Consider the following 16775-nt stretch of genomic DNA (forward strand, 5'->3'; position numbering starts at 1 on the left):
CCCGGATCGTGATAGGCTGCAGCGCTGATTTAAGACTGTGGAGCCTGCCTGTGATCCGCCCATTGCCCTTTCTACTTGCCGCCATCTTGATTTTCGGCAGTCAATCATTGCCAGCTTCAGCGGGCAAATACGACAGCCAGTTCCGGCAATTTCTGCAAAGTGAAATTATTCCGGCCGCGCGAAAGGCGGGTGTTTCACAGGCAACACTCGACAGGGAGTTGTCCGGTCTTGCTCCGGATACGTCACTTCCGGGTCTGGTTGGCCCTGGTGGCAAGGGCGCGCCTCCGAAAGTCAATTTCCAGGCGGAGTTCCGAACGCCTTCGCGTTACTTCAGAGACAGCCAGTTCAATTCACTTGTGCCGGGCGGGCGCAGCCTCATGCAGAAACACGCATCCGCACTTCAGCGGATCGAGGCGCGATATGGCGTTCCCAAGCGCATCATCCTGGCAATCTGGGCACGTGAATCGGGCTATGGTGGAGCTAAAATCCCTCACGATGCCCTGCGGGTTGTCGCCACGCAGGCTTTCATGGGTCAGCGGCCGGATTTTTTCAAAGGGGAGGTAATCGCCGCGCTCAGGATCTTGCAGAACGGCGACATTTCAAGGCGTGCGATGAAAAGCTCCTGGGGTGGAGCTATGGGGCAGCCGCAGTTCCTGCCATCGTCTTATCTGAAATATGCCGTCGATTTCGACGGCGACGGTAAGCGCAATATCTGGACATCACAGGTCGACACGATGGCTTCGATCGCGAATTACCTTGCAGAACACGGCTGGGCAAAGGGCCGGGACTGGGGCTATGAGGTTGTCTTGCCGGAAAACGTCTCCTGTACGCGCGAGGGTCCGGACAACCGGCAAAAAATTTCCGCTTTTGTGCGTGAAGGCGTCAAACGTGTCAGCGGACGGCCATTCCCGGATCATGAATTGAACAAGCCGGGTAACATCCTGTTGCCCGCAGGCCGGTATGGGCCAGCCTTCATTGCGACCGAAAATTTCTATGTGATCAAGGAATACAACGAGAGCGATACCTATGCCCTGTTCGTTGGCCACCTTGCCGACCGCTATGGCAGCAACAAAGCTTTCGCAGGATCATGGAAGCCAATGAAAGAAACCACACGCGGCGCAGTTCGAAACCTGCAACAGCGCCTGGAGGGCCTTGGCCACGATGTCGGCGGCGCGGATGGTTTGATCGGTTTCAAGACACGGCGTTCGATCGGCAAGGATCAGGAAAAGAACGGTTTTTTTGCCACGTGCTGGGTCGGTTAAGGGCCTGAAATCCAACCGCCAACAATCAGTTGATGCGGCAAGCCTGACTTATCAGGAAGTGACGAGACTTTGCATCGCAAGCTCGGCGCACATAGTGTCGTGAAGGTGAATTATGACTTTTCGCTTTCATTTTTTATTGTTTTACGATAATTAATTACCTCCATTACCAGAATGGAGTTTCTCGAATGTTTGGACCAATGTTCCAGCGCGCGATCCTGTCGCCGTGCCTGAAATCCCTGTTTGTTGCTTTTTTGGTGTTACTGGGTAAGACCGGCCTTGCCCACAGCGCCGACCTTGACGCTTTCAACCCCGCCAAGACCGATCCGGAGCATTTCCTGATTGCGGTTCAGCATTCGCAAAGGCTGAAAGTCCCGGTGAATGGTGCTCGCATGAAGGTTGTCATGCGAGAGAAATCGACCGGACGCGTTTTGAAACAAAAAGAGATATTTCTGACAAGAACTTCGCTGCCCGCCAAGTCTGCAGAACAATTTCATCACAACCAGGATGAGACCGTATCGATTTTCCGCATTCCCGAAGTTCAGATCGACGAATTGCGATCCCTGCAGGCAAAGTTTCTTTCATTGCCTGAAACGAGGCGGAATGCCATCAGCGGATCGTTGATGATCGACGTCGCCGGTTGCAAGGTAGATCCGGAGGACAACGGACAAATGCTGATCTCGACCTACCTGAAGACGTCCGAGCTTCCCCAATTCGTCGTCCTTGCTACAGATTATGACTTGAGAAATGTGCCTTCCAAACCAGGTGTCCAACAGGACGATCCGATCAAACCCTGTCGCTGATCTGGCTGTCTGGCGTTGTTGGTTCAAACACCGACAACGCCTTCCGGAGCTGTTTCCAGGCGGAAGGCTGCAGCCATCAGCGCCTTTGTATAGTCCGTTTGGGGAGCGTCGAAAATCTGCTCTGACGGGCCGGATTCCACGACTTTTCCCTGACGCATTACGACAACTTCGTTGGCGAGCGCACGCACAACCTTCAAATCGTGAGAAATGAACAGGTAAGCGAGACCGTGTGCCTTTTGCAGGTCCCTCAGGAGATCGACGACCTGTGCCTGTACACTCATGTCCAATGCAGATGTCGGTTCATCGAGCATCACGAATTTGGGTTCCAGAACCATGGCTCTTGCGATTGATATCCGTTGCCGCTGGCCACCTGAAAACTCGTGCGGGTAGCGGTGGCGCGTGGACACATCAAGGCCGACTTCTTCCAAGGCATTGGCCACCTTGCGGTCACGCTCTTCAGGAGAAATGTCCGGGAAGTGAACAAGCAGGCCCTCGCCGACAATGTCGGCAACGGACATGCGCGGGCTCAGGGCACCGAACGGATCCTGAAACACGATCTGCATGTCCCGCCGGAGGGGCCGCATTTCCTTCCAGGAATTGGTCTGGATCTCGTTGCCATTGAACGCGATGCGGCCGGTGGAAGATATCATGCGCAGGATCGCCAGCCCAAGCGTCGTCTTGCCGGATCCACTTTCGCCGACAATCCCGAGTGTCTGTCCTTGACGCACGGTGATGTCGATACCGTCAACGGCCTTGATGTGATCGACGGTCTTTCGCAACAGGCCGCGCTTGACAGGAAACCAGACCTTCAGGTTGTCAGCCTGAACCACAATCGGCTTGTCCTTGTCGGTTGCCGGCGGGTCCCCTTTCGGCTCGGCCGCCAGGAGGTGTTTCGTATAGTCATGTTGTGGCTTGTCGAAAATGTCGGCAACCGGCCCCTGCTCGACGATTTTACCATTGGTCATCACGCATACGCGGTCTGCGAACTTTCTCACGATCCCCAGATCATGAGTGATGAAAAGCATGGCCATGCCCTGCTTCTTCTGAAGGTTCTGCAGGAGTTCCAGGATCTGAGCCTGAACCGTCACATCAAGCGCCGTGGTCGGCTCGTCGGCAATCAAGAGATCCGGCTCGTTGGCGAGCGCCATGGCGATCATGACGCGCTGGCGCTGGCCGCCCGATAGCTGATGCGGATAGGATTTCAGGCGTTTTTCCGGCTCCCGGATGCCGACCTGGTTCAACAGCTCAAGAACACGTTCACGCGCTTTGGTGTCACTCATGCCACGGTGGATCTTCAGGATTTCGGAGACCTGCTTTTCCACCGGATGAAGCGGGTTGAGAGACGTCATCGGCTCTTGAAAAATCATCGAGACGCCATTGCCGCGCACTTCGCGAAGTTTTTCCTCATTTGCCTGTAGCAGATCCACACCATTCATCATGATTTTCCCGGAAGGATGGGATGCGGTCGGATAGGGTAACAGGCGCAAAACCGATTGGGCGGACACGGACTTGCCGGACCCACTCTCACCAACCAGAGCGACAGTCTCACCCTTTTTGAGGTCAAACGAGATCCGGTCGACTGCGAGGGTCTGGCGTTTGCCTTGCGTGAAGGCTACGGACAGGTCTTGGACTGAAAGGAGGATTTCTTTTGTCATTGCCGTTTCCTCCTTAACCCATGCTCTTGCGCGGATCGAATGCATCGCGCACGGCCTCGCCGATGAAGATCAGAAGGCTGAGCATCAGCGAAATCACCACGAAGCCGGTAATGCCGAGCCAGGGGGCCTGAAGATTGTTCTTACCCTGTGCCAACAATTCACCAAGCGAAGCCGACCCGGGCGGTAACCCGAATCCCAGAAAATCCAGCGCCGTAAGGGTCGAAATCGAGCCATTGAGAATAAACGGCATGAATGTAAGCGTTGCGACCATCGCATTGGGGAGCAGGTGCCGCCACATGATGACCGGATTGGACACTCCAAGCGCTCTTGCCGCGGACACGAATTCCAGATTTCGGCCCCGCAGGAATTCGGCCCTGACAACGCCGACCAGCGCCACCCAGGAGAAAGCGAGCAATATGAAAAAGAGTGTCCAGAATCCCGGAACCAGGAACGAAGACACGATCAGGATCAGGTAAAGGGTCGGAATTGCGGTCCAGATTTCGATAAAGCGCTGGAAACCGAGATCGACCCAGCCGCCGTAATACCCCTGGACTGCACCGGCGGCGATGCCGATGACGGAAGAAGCGAGCGTCAGGGCAAGACCGAAGAGGACGGAAATCCGGAAGCCATAGACCATCCGGGCGAGCACATCACGGCCCTGATCATCGGTGCCGAGCCAGTTCCAGTTGCCAATGACGCAGTTCGGATCATCCGCTCCCATTGGGTAACGGGCGCACCGCTCTTCCTTGTTCATGGTCCAGGACGGCGGCGCCGGGGCAGGGATCGGAATGTTGCGGTTCACGGACCGATGATTGTAGCGAACAGGCGGCCAGAGCATCCAGCCATTCGCCGCAATTTCTTCCTGAATGAAGGGATCCCTGTAGTCGGTTACGGCCAAAAAACCACCGAACTTTTCTTCCGGATAGTCGACGAATACTGGCGCGAGCAGTTCACCCTTGTAGGACACCAGAATGGGGCGTTCGTTGGTTAGAAATTCCGCCAGCATCGCCATTGAAAACAGCACCAGGAAAATCCAAAGCGACCAAAAGCCCCTTCGGTTGGCCTTGAAATTCTGAAGACGGCGGCGATTGATGGGTGAAATGCGTGAAGCAGTATAGGGAACGAGGTCCGCAGTGTCGTTGTGTTCGGTGACCGGTTCATGATCCGTCTCGACAAAAGCTGCTTCTATCGCCGGCTCATAGGCTACTGCCTCGCTTCGGGGATCGCCGATATCGAAGCTGCCGCCTGCATCCTTGCTATGATCGGATGGCATGGCTCAGACCTCCCTGCTTTCGAAATCGATCCGGGGATCGATCCAGGTGTAGGTGAGATCGGAAACAAGGTTCACCAGAAGACCCATCAGCGAGAAGATATAGAGAGTTGCGAAGACGACGGCATAGTCACGGTTGATCACCGATTCAAATCCAAGCAGACCCAAGCCATCGAGCGAGAAAATTGTCTCAATAAGCAACGACCCAGCAAAGAATGAAGAGATGAATGCGCCTGGAAAACCGGCGACGACGATCAGCATCGCGTTCCGGAACACATGTCCGTAGAGCACCTGACTTTCATTCAGTCCCTTCGCCTTGGCGGTGATGACATATTGCTTGCGGATTTCGTCCAGAAACGAATTCTTGGTCAGAAGCGTCGTTGTTGCGAAGGCAGACAACACCATGGCCGTGAGTGGTAACGCCAAGTGCCAGAAATAGTCCGCAATCCGGGCTGGCCAGGAGAGAGATTTCCAATTGTCCGACACCAACCCTCGCAGCGGGAAGATGTCCCAGAAGGATCCGCCGGCAAACAGCACGATTAGGAGAACAGCGAAGAGAAACCCCGGGATGGCGTAGGCGACAACCACGACACCGGACGTCCACACGTCGAAGCGAGATCCATCACTGACCGCCTTGCGGATGCCGAGCGGGATCGACACAAGGTAGGAGATCAGTGTCATCCAGAGACCGAGAGAAATCGAGACGGGCAGTTTCTCGGCAATCAGGTCAATAATTCGAATATCCCTGAAGTAGCTCTCGCCGAAATCGAACCGTGCGTAGTTCCAGAGCATCGTCAGGAACCGCTCAAATGGCGGCTTGTCAAAGCCGAATTGCGCTTCCAACTCGGCAATGAATTCCGGATCAAGACCTTGAGCGCCGCGATATTTGGAGCTGACCGCGTCAGCCGATGCAGCCCCGCTACCACCGGAGGAATCGTTCCCCCCTCCGAGCATATCGCTGCCGCCGCCGCTAATCCGTGAGGTGGCCGAAACATCGGTCCCCTGAAGCTGCGCTATGACACGCTCAACCGGGCCTCCCGGCGCGAACTGGATTATCACGAAATTTATGGCCATGATTCCGACCAGCGTCGGTATCATGAGCAGCAGTCGGCGAAGAATATAGGCGCCCATGGATTACGTGCATTCCCTTTATCTTTGGCCTTCTGAAGCGGGCCGGAGGTGTCACTGTCGGAAAGATTACCCGCCTTTGCCGAGTTTTTGCGCCTTTTCCTGATCTATCCACCAGAGTTCTTCAACCGGGAAGAAATAACGCGGCGTTTCTTCCGGAAAGCCGTAGACATCCCATAGAGAGACATTGTGGACATTCTTGTACCACTGGGGAATCCAGTAAAATCCCGAGCGCAAGACACGGTCCAGAGCACTGGCTGCAGTGTTCATTTCCTCGCGTGTCTGGGCCGCGATTGCCTTGTCGATCAAGGCATCGACAACAGGACTTGAGATGCCAGCCGTGTTGTAGGTCCCCGGTGTTGCCGCTGCCCTTGATCCCCACAATTCGCGAATGGTGTCCGAAAGAGTTGGCGCGAGCGAATACCGGCGGCTTGCAATGTCAAAATCATAGTCGTTCAGCCTGGCCTGGTACTGGGCTGGATCGACAATGCGCAAGTTGGCCTTGATACCGAGCCGCTCCAGGTTCTTCAATAAGGGATTGGTGATCCTCTCGAAGGCTGTCGTGTTGTTGATGAATTCAACTTCAAACGGCTTGCCGTCCGGCCCGATCAGCTGTGGACCATCGCGCTCATAGCCTGCTTCTTTCAGCAACTGGCTGGCACGGCGCAGCAGCTTTCGGTCAAAACCTGACCCATCGCTTACCGGCGGAATTATCGGCTCGCCGAACACTGTTTCCGGCAATTGATCCCGGAAAGGCTCCAGCAGCTCCAATTCAGCTGCCGATGGCATGCCTTCGGCCTTCATATCCGAATTTTCAAAGAACGACTCTGTGCGCTTGTAAAGCCCGTAAAAGAGGTTCTCGTTAGACCACTCGAAGTCAAAGGCGAACCCCAGAGCTTCGCGAACTCTCGGATCCTTGAACTTTTGCCGGCGTGTGTTGAAGAACCACCCTTGTGCACCCGATGGACGGCCATCAGGGAAATCACGGCGCACGACACGGCCATCCTCGACAGCCGGAAAATTGTATTCCGTCGCCCAATTCTTGGATGAAAACTCTTCGCGATAAAGGACGTCGCCTTTTTTGAACGCCTCGAAGGCAACTTGCCGCTCGCGGAAGAACTCAAGGCGGATGGTTGAGAAGTTGAGCTGACCTTTGGTGACCGCAAGATCATTTGCCCAGTAGTGTTCAACCTTGTGATATTCGACATATCGGCCAACCGCATGCCTGCCAACCTTATAGGGACCTGATGACAAAGGCGGGGTCAGCGTCGACTGCTTGAAATCGTAAGCCGTGTAGTAGCGTTTTGAGAAGATTGGATAGTCGGCGGCCACTGCGAGAGGGAAGCTCCGGGCCTGCGTTCCGTCAAATTGAAACGCAACCTGATACTCACCCAGCACTTCAGCATCCTTCAGGACGCCAAGCGGCTGGCTCAGCAGAGGATGACCGTCGGCCTTCAGCATCATGATGGAAAATGCAACATCCTCGGCAGTCAGCTTGGATCCGTCATGGAACCGAGCCTCCGGCCGAAGATTGAACGTGAACGTGTTGCCGTCTTCAGAGACTTCTACAGTTTCGGCCACCAGGCCGTAGACCGCATCCGGCTCGTCATAGGCACGCACCATGAGCGTGTCGAAACACAGCTCCATACGCGGTGGTGCGTCGCCCTTCAGGATGAAGGAATTGAAGGTGTTGTAGGTCTGAACATTCTGATTGAAGTACCAGTAGGGTGCTTGAAACGAGAAAGCTCCCCCTTTTGGCGCGTCCGGGTTGACGTATTCGAAATGAGTGAAATCCGGCCCGTATTTCAGGTCTCCGAAAACCGACAGACCGTGCCGTGGGCCCTTTGGTGCGGCAAGTGCCATTTTAGCGGCAAGAGGTGTCGAGGCCGCGATTATTGCCGCTCCAGACAGTTGCAGCATCTGACGGCGCGTGGGAGACAAGCCCTTTTTCATCACTTGATCGCCTTCGTCTTGGCCGCCAGCTCTTCATCGTACCACCAGATCGTAGGAAATCCGGTACTGAATTCAGGCATTTGTTCAGGATGCGCAAAGCGGTTCCAGCGCGCGGTCCGCGTTTCATCGGAATAGAATTGCGGCACCACATAGTGGTTCCATAACAGCACCCGATCGAGCGCATGGGTCGCAGCCACCAATGTCTCACGGTCTTCGGCGAAGATGACCTTGTTGATCAGCTTGTCGATTGCCGGGTTCTTGATGCCCGCATAATTGGCCGAACTCGGATTATCGGCGGATGTCGTTCCCCAATACTCCCGCTGCTCGTTTCCAGGTGAGAGCGACTGACCGATCGCCAGTACGACCGTATCGAAATCGCGCGACCGCACTCTGTTGATGAACTGGGACGTATCCACGAGCCGCAATATCGGGTTGATGCCAATGCTCTCAAGGTTCTTGGCGTATGGCAGCAGTGTCCGCTCGCTGGCCTTGTCCCGATAGAGAAACTCGATGCTGAGCTGCTCGCCGGTGTCGGGGTCGACCATCTTACGATCCTTGAGTTCATAGCCGGCTTTGCGCAGAAGTTTCACTGCCTCGCGCAGGTTGGCCCTGACGTTTTGCGGATTTCCACCAACAGGGTTGGTGTATTCCTGGGTGAAGACTTCGGGCGGGACTTCGCCCCTCACCTCTTCCAGGATCTCCAGCTCCTTGCCTTCGGGAAGGCCCGATGAGGCGAGTTCAGTACCTGCAAAATAGGAGTTGACGCGTTTCAGGAGGTTTGCCGAAACGATCTCGTTGGTGGTTTCAAAGTCATAAGCGAAGTTGAGCGCTCTACGTACATCCGGGTCCTGGAATTTTTCCCGTCGCTGGTTCAGGAAAAAACCCTGCATGACACCGGATGATCTGTCGGGAAAGATTTCCTTGACGACGCGGCCATCTTCGACTGCCGGGAAATTGTAGCGCTTCGCCCACTGGCTGGAACTGCGCTCAAGATGATAGTCGTATTGATCGCCTTTGAAGGCTTCGAACTGAACTGCGTCATCGAGAAAAGAGATGTAACGGATTTCGTCGAAATTGTAGGTGCCGACCCGAATGGGCAGATCCTTGCCCCAATAATCGTCGACACGTTCGTAGTTCACCTGCCGGTTGGCCGTGAAATCCTTGATCCGGTATGGGCCAGAGCCCAGCGGGGGTTCAAGCGTGGCTCTTGAGATATCACGCGGCTCACCCTTGCTGTCGGTGCCCTCCCACCAGTGCTTTGGCAAAACGGTGAGTTGACCCATGATTTTCGGCAGTTCGCGATTGCCGGATGCATCAAAGGTGAAGCGGATAACCCGGTCATCCACGATTTCAGTTTTCGTGACATTCTGGAAATAAAACTTGCGCTGCGGATCGAGCTCAATCGCCTTTTCAAAAGACCAGACCACATCTTCCGGTGTCACTGGCATGCCGTCGTGCCATTTGGCATCGGGGTTGAGACGGTATTCGACCCAGGAGTAGTCCTTTGGATAACGTACCGCATCGGCCAGAACACCATATTGGGCACTGATGTCCTCTTCATCGAGAGACGGTTCCATCAGGCTCTCGTATATGATCAGGATGCCAGGCCCGATGCTTCCTTTTTGCGCCAGGATGTTGAAGGTATCGAACCCGCCGCGGCTGGCCAGGCGAACAGTCCCGGCTATTGGCGCTTCGGGATTGACATAGTCGAAGTGGGGAGCGTCAGGGCCATATTTCGGCGCGCCGTTCAAAGCAGCGGCATGTTGCCATTCGGGTTCTTCTGCCTTTACCGCACCAGTACCTAATGCCGTAGCAGACAAGGCTCCCGCCAGCACTACTCCTGCTGCGGTCCGCCTAATAGAACACCAATTGAGCACCATGGGCTTTTCCGTCCCTTTCCTGTTTCGCGGCCCAAATCATCGGACCTTATGTAAACAGTGTAGGGACGCACTGACCAAACGTCACCAGCTGGTTGGCAAGATGACAGAAATTTAACCAGCTTGGACCACTCCCTTCCTGGAAGGGTCTTGTAAATTTTGCTTAGCTTTAGCCTTTTGGGCGTACATTCGCCCATCAGCAACTCTTAGTAGGTCTTCGACAGTTGCTGCATCTCCTGGGTAGCTTGCCGTTCCGATACTTGCCTTAACGTCAATCCGCGCTCCCGAATACTCAAAGACACGAGATACGTGGTCGGACAGTCTGGTGAGAAAGGACTTCCGTTCCTGCCTGCGCATGTTTCCCGGGGTCAGGACAATGAATTCGTCACCGCCAACACGCGCGACCGTATCTGTCCTTCGAACCTGGTTCTGCAGCCTTTGCCCGACCTCCACGAGCAGACGGTCCCCAACCGAGTGCCCATAACTGTCATTGATCGGTTTGAATGCATCCAGATCGACGTAAAAAATCTCGAAACCGGATCCGCTGCGTTCGCACATGGCAGCCAGCTGCATCATCCGATCCTCAAGGAGCCGTCTGTTGGCCAGCCCCGTCAACGGATCATGCAAAGCCATTGAGCGGACCTTGTAGACCTCACTGATCAGGAGAAACGCCATTGCCGCAAAGACCAGAGAAAGGAAACTTCCGACCAGCTGGGTGACCCAGACCTTGTTGCCCATATTGGACCAGCCAATCTCCGGATAGGCGATCAGTTCCCAATCCAATCCACCCGGCAAATGAAGAGGCAGAGATACAAAATCGAGATTCTCAATTGACGCAGATCCGAAAATGACCGCGGATTGGCTGTTTACGGCATTCTTGTTGAGAAGCGCCATACGAAGGCCGCCGACACTTTCCCTGATCCCGGCAGACTCCATCAAACCGGCTTCGTCCAGCACAAGCGTCACAACACCCCAGTAGGGCCGGTCCTTTGTGGGCTGCCCCGGGAAAGTCGCCGGAAAAACGGGAATGCGGATCACGAGAGCCCGACCTCCCTGAACCAGTTCCAGCGGCCCGGCAATGACCACCTCCCGGGTGAGCATGGCTTTGCGTATCGCTGGCCACTGGGCGGTGTTCATTCTGTAGTTGAGACCGATGGCAGCCTGGTTCGGTTCAAACGGATAAACAGCGCGCAGAATGTTGTTGGGTGCAAGACCGATGGAGCGTATCGACGGATTTTCCTCAATCAGATCGATCGAAATTTCGCGATAATCTTCCATGTCGAATGGTGCACCTGAGACCTGGGAGACTACGGATCTCAATCCGAAACCGTACGCGACTGTGCGGCTCAGTTCGCCCTCAAGCCGAGCATGAGCTTCCGACAGGTTGGCGATCACTTCGCGCTTGTGTTGGGAGACCAGTTCGTTGCGCACGAGCTGGCCCACATGCGCTGTCACTGCAATTCCGACGAGAAAACACGCGACGGCAACAAGGGAGGCGGCAACCGCCCCATTTGTTTTGCCTAGTAGATCTCTCGTTAGACTTATGCCCATGCGGCCCACACCCGACCTTCGCCCGCGTAGCATATAACGTGACGTCAGATTTGTTAATTTTTCGCCCAGTTCCCACAAAAAAGCCGGGTGCAAGACCCGGCTCCTTGAGAATTTGTAGCAACTGGCGCTGCGGCGGGAGTGTTTTACTCTGCCGGCAGCGGTTTTGGCGAAGCGGACAGCTCACGCATGTAAGCAATCATGTTGGCCCGCTCTTCCGGCTTGCGAAGGCCGGCAAAACCCATGGACGTACCCGGGATGTATTTCTTCGGGGAAGCCAGGAAGGACTCAAGACCTTCATAGGTCCACTCGGCATTCGCCGAACCGTATTCGTTCATGGCGGCAGAATATCCGAAACCGTCGACGCCGCCAGGTTTGCGACCGACCACATCCCAAAGCGCCGGACCGACCTTGTTGGCTCCGCCGTCATCAAACGTGTGGCAAGCGGCGCATTTCTTGGCGACTTTCTCACCTTCCGATGCCGAGGCTGCGAGCAGCAGCTCTGAAATCGGCACAACGTCCGGCTCAGGCTGAACTTCAGAAGTGGAATCTTCCGCAGATGCCACGACAATCTCATAGCCCGGTTTGCCGGGGATTGTCGGGTGGAAGATGATGTCGGAGACAATACCAACACCCATTGTCAAAATCAGGACCATCAGGATCGCACCGGCGATCTTGTTCAGCGTGAAGGAATCCATTCTCTCCGGCTCCAAGCTCATACGCGTCCGGGCCCGCAGTGACACTGCGACCCCTATCAGCTTTTCGAATTTTGCCGGAACCTACAAATTTTTTGACCTTGCTGTCCATAGCTTTAAAAGGGCATCTGATACGACAAACGGACGCGGCCCGGTTTTTTTGCACCTTTTCTGCCCGTCCGACCGAATGGAGACCCGATTGACCGCCGCTCTTGTGATCATACCCGCCCGTCTTGCGGCAACACGCCTTCCCCGCAAACCGCTTGCCGATATTTGCGGAAAACCAATGATTGTGCGCGTTCTCGAGCAAGCCCAGAATGCGGATATCGGCCCGGTTGCCGTCGCTTGCGACGACAAAAACATTTTCGATGCCGTCAAGGACCATGGCGGGCAGGCAGTGATGACGCGGGTTGATCATGCGTCCGGTTCGGACCGCATTCATGAAGCCGTCGGACTGGTTGATCCGGACGGAAAATTCGAAGTCGTGCTCAATGTTCAAGGTGATGTGCCTTTGATTGCACCGGAAGCGATTCGGGCAGCCTTTGCTCCGCTGACCGTTTCTGAAGTCCAGATCGGGACCATCATGACGGAGTTTACGAACCCTGACTTCCGTGATGACCCGAACTTCGTAAAGGCTGTCACGACGCCAAATGGTGAAGGGCATCACCGGGCGCTTTACTTCACCCGCGCGTTGGCTCCCAGCGGCGACGGTCCGCACCATCACCATATCGGGATTTATGCCTATCGGCGGTCCGCTCTGGCAAGGTTTGTCGCCCTTCCGCCATCTCCTCTGGAGATTCGCGAAAAGCTGGAGCAGCTGCGTGCGCTTGAAGCAGGTATGCGGATCGATGTTTCGGTCATTGACAGCGCACCCATGGACGTGAACACACCGGAAGATCTTGAGCGCGCACGCGCAGCCTACAGAACATCCTAGAAAGTCAGGCTTTTTTACCCATGTCAGATAGAAAAAGAATTGTGTTTCAAGGAGAAACCGGCGCCAACTCCCACATGGCCTGCAGAAGCGTTTATCCCGACTACGAGGCTATTCCCTGCGCGACCTTCGAGGACTGCTTTTCCGCAATGGCGGATGGTTCGGCAGACCTTGCCATGATCCCGATCGAAAACTCCGTCGCGGGCCGTGTCGCAGACATCCATCATCTTCTGCCAAAGTCAGACCTGAACATCATCGGCGAGTATTTCATGCCGATCAAGTTTCAACTGATGGCGCCCAGGGGTGCCCGCGTGGAGGATTTGAAAAAGGTTCAAAGCCACATTCACGCCCTTGGACAGTGTCGCAATGTCATTCGGGAACTCGGCCTGACCGCCGTGGTCGGCGGTGACACGGCCGGCTCAGCGCGGCAGATTTCCGAGTTGAATGATCCCAGCGTCGGCGCTCTTGCACCTGAAATGGCGGCCGAGATCTACAATCTCGACATCCTGCGTAAAAACGTTGAAGACGCAGCGCATAACACAACACGGTTTGTTATTCTCTCCCGTGACAAGATGGAGGCTGCGCATAACGGCCAACCGGTTATCACCACGTTCATCTTCCGTGTTCGAAACGTGCCGGCTGCGCTTTATAAAGCGCTCGGAGGGTTTGCGACCAACGGGGTCAACATGACAAAGCTGGAATCCTATCAGCTCGAAGGCCAATTCTTTGCGTCCATGTTCTATGCGGATGTAGAAGGCCACCCGGAAGACCCGGCGGTCGCTCTCGCCCTTGAGGAGCTTGCCTTCTTCTGCGCAGAGCTCAACATGCTCGGGGTCTACCGCGCCAGCCCGTTCCGAGAAAAAATCAAAGAGCCTGAGGCCAACCGCGCCCTCAGACCCAATCCCAATTCCTAACGTCACCCCTGACGCTACCAGAGGACAATATGACCGAAACCAGATTTGATGCCCTTTGCATCGGAAATGCCATTTGCGACGTGTTTGCACATGTTGAAGAAGATTTTCTTCTCCAGGAAAACCTGATCAAGGGATCGATGCGTCTAATCGACACCGAAGAAGCGGTGCGTCTCTTCAACAAGATGGGGCAGACCGTCAGGGTCTCCGGTGGCAGTGCCGGCAATACGGCCGCCGGCATTGCATCTCTGGGGGGGCGTCCTGCCTATTTCGGCAAAGTGGCGGAAGACGAACTGGGCGACAGCTACTCTCACGACATGAACGGAACAGGCGTTTATTTCAACACACCGCGCCTTCGGGAATGGAAACCGACCGCGCGCTCGATGATCCTGATCACGCCGGATGGTGAGCGCACCATGAACACATATCTTGGGGCCTGCACCGAATTCAGCCCGTCCGATGTGGACGAAGATGTCGTTGCCGCTGCGGCTGTCACTTACATGGAAGGCTATCTCTGGGACCCGGAAGAGGCCAAAAAAGCCTTCCTCAAAGCGGCCGAGGTTGCACACCTGAACAATCGCAAGGTCGCCCTGACACTGTCCGATTCCTTTTGCGTTGACCGTTACCGTGATGAATTTCAATCGCTTCTGGCCGACGGCGTTGTTGATCTTCTGTTTGCAAACGAGCATGAACTCAAGGCGCTTTACCAGACAGGCGATCTCGACACAGCCATCAGTGCTGCCAAGGAAAACGGTGCCCTGACGGCCCTGACGCTGGGCTCCGAGGGCGCGATGGCCTTCGACCGGGAAGAAACCGTGAAAGTTGACGCCAAGGACGTTGCCAACGTTGTGGACCTGACAGGGGCCGGCGATCTGTTTGCGTCCGGTTTTCTGTTTGGGCTCGCGCGCGACTACAAGATCGCCGATGCGACTGAGCTTGGCTGCCTATGTGCTGCGAGTGTCATCAGTCACGTTGGCGCACGCCCGGAACACCCCTTGAAACACCTGGCGGCACAGAGCGGATTTGAAGTCTAGAAACGACAAAGGGGCGATCATCGCCCCTTTGATTTTTCTGTATTGGCGATTTGCTGAAAAGCGGGATGTCAGTCGGCAAGATCCTGCATGCTGACTACGCCGCCGTTTTCATCGAGCCGATAAATGATCGGCGTGCCGGTTCCAAGTTCGCGTTTCAGAATTTCTTCCGGGCTGAGGTTTTCAAGCTCCATGATCAAAGATCTGAGCGAGTTTCCATGGGCAGCGACAATTGTCCGGTTGCCCGCCAGCACACGCGGCAGAATTTCCGCCTTGTAGTAAGGCAGGACCCGCTCTGCCGTCATTTTGAGGCTTTCGCCACCGGGAGGCGGAACATCGTAGGATCGGCGCCAGATATGGACCTGTTCCTCGCCGAATTGCTCACGGGCCTCGTCTTTGTTCATGCCCGTCAGATCACCATAATCCCGTTCATTCAACGCCTGATCCTTGAACGTTTCCAGACCTGTCTGGCCAAGCTCATTTAGAATGATATCTAGAGTTTTCTGTGCCCGTGACAAAACCGAAGTAAAGGCGAGGTCGAATTCCAGTTTCAGGTCTTTTAGCTGTTGTCCGGCCTTGTGAGCCTCGGCAACCCCCTGTTCGGTCAGACCAGGATCCTTCCAGCCGGTAAACAGGTTCTTCAAATTCCATTCGCTTTGCCCATGACGGACAAGCACAAGAAGGCGATCCATGCCGTGCTCCTTAAGCTTCGATCTCAATTTCAGTCGTTCAGGCCGAGAACGTCGGCCATGGAATAAAATCCGGGCTTTTGATCAAAGCCCCAAAGCGCGGCCTTCACGGCACCGCGCGCAAATAATTGCCTGTCTTCGGACCTGTGTGACAGTTCGATCCTTTCGCCTTCACCAGCGAAGATCACGGAGTGTTCTCCAATGACGGATCCGCCTCTCAAGGTAGCAAAGCCTATATCGCCTGTTTGCCTTGGGTCCATGATACCGTCCCGCGTGCGCACCGAATGGGTTCCCAAATCGAGCCCGCGCCCTTCGGCTGCGGCCTCACCAAGCAGCAAGGCCGTTCCCGACGGCGCGTCAACCTTGTGTTTGTGATGCATTTCCAGGATTTCAATATCAAAGTCGGTGTCAAGCGCCGCAGCAGCCTTGCGCACCAAACTGGCGAGCAAATTAACGCCCAGACTCATATTGCCGCTCTTGACTATGCGCGCATGTCGCGCCGCAGCACGAAGAGGTTCGTCCTGCCCCTCAGCCCAGCCGGTCGTGCCAATGACGTGGACAATCCGTGCTTGTGCGGCCAGCTCAGCAAAATAGAGACTGGCTGGAGGTGCGGTAAAATCTACCACCCCGTCCGCCTTGGCTAAAGCGGACAGGGGATCGTCGGTGACGGGCACTCCAAGTGTCTCGGTACCTGCAAGATCTCCGACGTCTTTTCCCAGACAGTCAGCGCCTTCCCGGTCAACTGCTGCGACCACCATTGCACCCGGTGCTTCGGTTATGGCACGCGTCAAGGCTCGACCCATTCGGCCACCAGCTCCGACGACCACCAAACGCATCTGCGCCATTGCGAACCTCTCAATCAACTTTCGAAGGGGGTATAGCAGTTTCGCACAGGGAGGCAAACGCTTGATATGTTGTCCGGCAGCAGACTTGCGCTACCTAATTCCTTGTAAATATTACTAGGAATGGATTTCAGATTTCATAGTCAAAGTTAAGTTTATTCCCGTATTTTTGTTGACTAAAAA

General features: G+C 55.2%; 14 protein-coding genes. 5 read left to right on the plus strand and 9 right to left on the minus strand.

Annotated elements, in window-relative coordinates; translation table 11 throughout:
* Positions 1–53: 53 nt before the first annotated feature.
* Together Q0835_RS14785 and Q0835_RS14790 are read left to right on the plus strand one after the other, a co-directional pair.
* Positions 54–1262 carry a lytic murein transglycosylase gene (locus Q0835_RS14785; protein WP_298962502.1) on the plus strand — a complete coding sequence of 403 codons (1209 nt, stop codon included), beginning with the start codon at positions 54–56 and terminating at the stop codon, positions 1260–1262.
* Between the two features lie 185 nt (positions 1263–1447).
* On the plus strand, positions 1448–2062 hold the full coding sequence (locus Q0835_RS14790; RefSeq protein WP_298962424.1) for a hypothetical protein: 615 nt from the start codon (positions 1448–1450) through the stop codon (positions 2060–2062).
* A gap of 23 nt (positions 2063–2085) precedes the next feature.
* Here the strand turns inward: Q0835_RS14790 and Q0835_RS14795 are convergent, their stop codons facing one another.
* From Q0835_RS14795 to Q0835_RS14825, 7 genes are all read right to left on the minus strand, one after another.
* Complete coding sequence (locus tag Q0835_RS14795) at positions 2086–3717, minus strand: ABC transporter ATP-binding protein (protein ID WP_298962427.1); 1632 nt, start codon at positions 3715–3717, stop codon at positions 2086–2088.
* A 13-nt stretch (positions 3718–3730) separates the two neighbouring features.
* Positions 3731–4990: an ABC transporter permease gene (locus Q0835_RS14800; RefSeq protein ID WP_298962430.1), complete on the minus strand. Its 1260-nt coding sequence runs from the start codon at positions 4988–4990 to the stop codon at positions 3731–3733.
* Between the two features lie 3 nt (positions 4991–4993).
* The gene (locus Q0835_RS14805) at positions 4994–6118 is read right to left on the minus strand and encodes a microcin C ABC transporter permease YejB (protein WP_298962433.1); all 1125 of its coding nucleotides are present in this window, start codon (positions 6116–6118) and stop codon (positions 4994–4996) included.
* 66 nt (positions 6119–6184) lie between these two features.
* Complete coding sequence (locus Q0835_RS14810; RefSeq protein WP_298962435.1) at positions 6185–8068, minus strand: extracellular solute-binding protein; 1884 nt, start codon at positions 8066–8068, stop codon at positions 6185–6187.
* Positions 8068–9888 (minus strand): extracellular solute-binding protein, encoded by a 1821-nt coding sequence (locus Q0835_RS14815; RefSeq protein WP_298962438.1) that lies wholly within the window; start codon positions 9886–9888, stop codon positions 8068–8070. Before Q0835_RS14815 ends, Q0835_RS14810 begins: the two co-directional genes overlap by 1 nt.
* Positions 9889–10059: 171 nt before the next feature.
* On the minus strand, positions 10060–11400 hold the full coding sequence (locus tag Q0835_RS14820) for a diguanylate cyclase (RefSeq protein WP_298962440.1): 1341 nt from the start codon (positions 11398–11400) through the stop codon (positions 10060–10062).
* Between the two features lie 239 nt (positions 11401–11639).
* A complete protein-coding gene (locus tag Q0835_RS14825) occupies positions 11640–12191 on the minus strand; it encodes a cytochrome c family protein (RefSeq protein ID WP_298818733.1) in 552 nt (183 codons plus the stop codon).
* Positions 12192–12375: 184 nt separating this feature from the next.
* On the opposite strand from Q0835_RS14825, the gene Q0835_RS14830 reads away from it, so the two are divergent.
* The 3 genes from Q0835_RS14830 to Q0835_RS14840 are packed head-to-tail and all read left to right on the plus strand — an operon-like array spanning position 12376 to position 15064.
* A complete protein-coding gene (locus tag Q0835_RS14830) occupies positions 12376–13122 on the plus strand; it encodes a 3-deoxy-manno-octulosonate cytidylyltransferase (RefSeq protein ID WP_298962505.1) in 747 nt (248 codons plus the stop codon).
* Between the two features lie 20 nt (positions 13123–13142).
* On the plus strand, positions 13143–14033 hold the full coding sequence (locus Q0835_RS14835; protein WP_298962443.1) for a prephenate dehydratase: 891 nt from the start codon (positions 13143–13145) through the stop codon (positions 14031–14033).
* 29 nt (positions 14034–14062) lie between these two features.
* A complete protein-coding gene (locus Q0835_RS14840) occupies positions 14063–15064 on the plus strand; it encodes an adenosine kinase (RefSeq protein ID WP_298962448.1) in 1002 nt (333 codons plus the stop codon).
* A gap of 68 nt (positions 15065–15132) precedes the next feature.
* On the opposite strand, the gene Q0835_RS14845 is transcribed toward Q0835_RS14840, so the two are convergent.
* Both Q0835_RS14845 and dapB read right to left on the minus strand, forming a co-directional pair.
* Complete coding sequence (locus Q0835_RS14845) at positions 15133–15753, minus strand: 2,3-bisphosphoglycerate-dependent phosphoglycerate mutase (protein WP_298818727.1); 621 nt, start codon at positions 15751–15753, stop codon at positions 15133–15135.
* Between the two features lie 29 nt (positions 15754–15782).
* A complete protein-coding gene (gene dapB, locus Q0835_RS14850) occupies positions 15783–16595 on the minus strand; it encodes a 4-hydroxy-tetrahydrodipicolinate reductase (protein WP_298962451.1) in 813 nt (270 codons plus the stop codon).
* Positions 16596–16775 lie beyond the last annotated feature (180 nt).

Source organism: uncultured Roseibium sp., assembly GCF_947499295.1.
Classification (GTDB): Bacteria; Pseudomonadota; Alphaproteobacteria; order Rhizobiales; family Stappiaceae; genus Roseibium.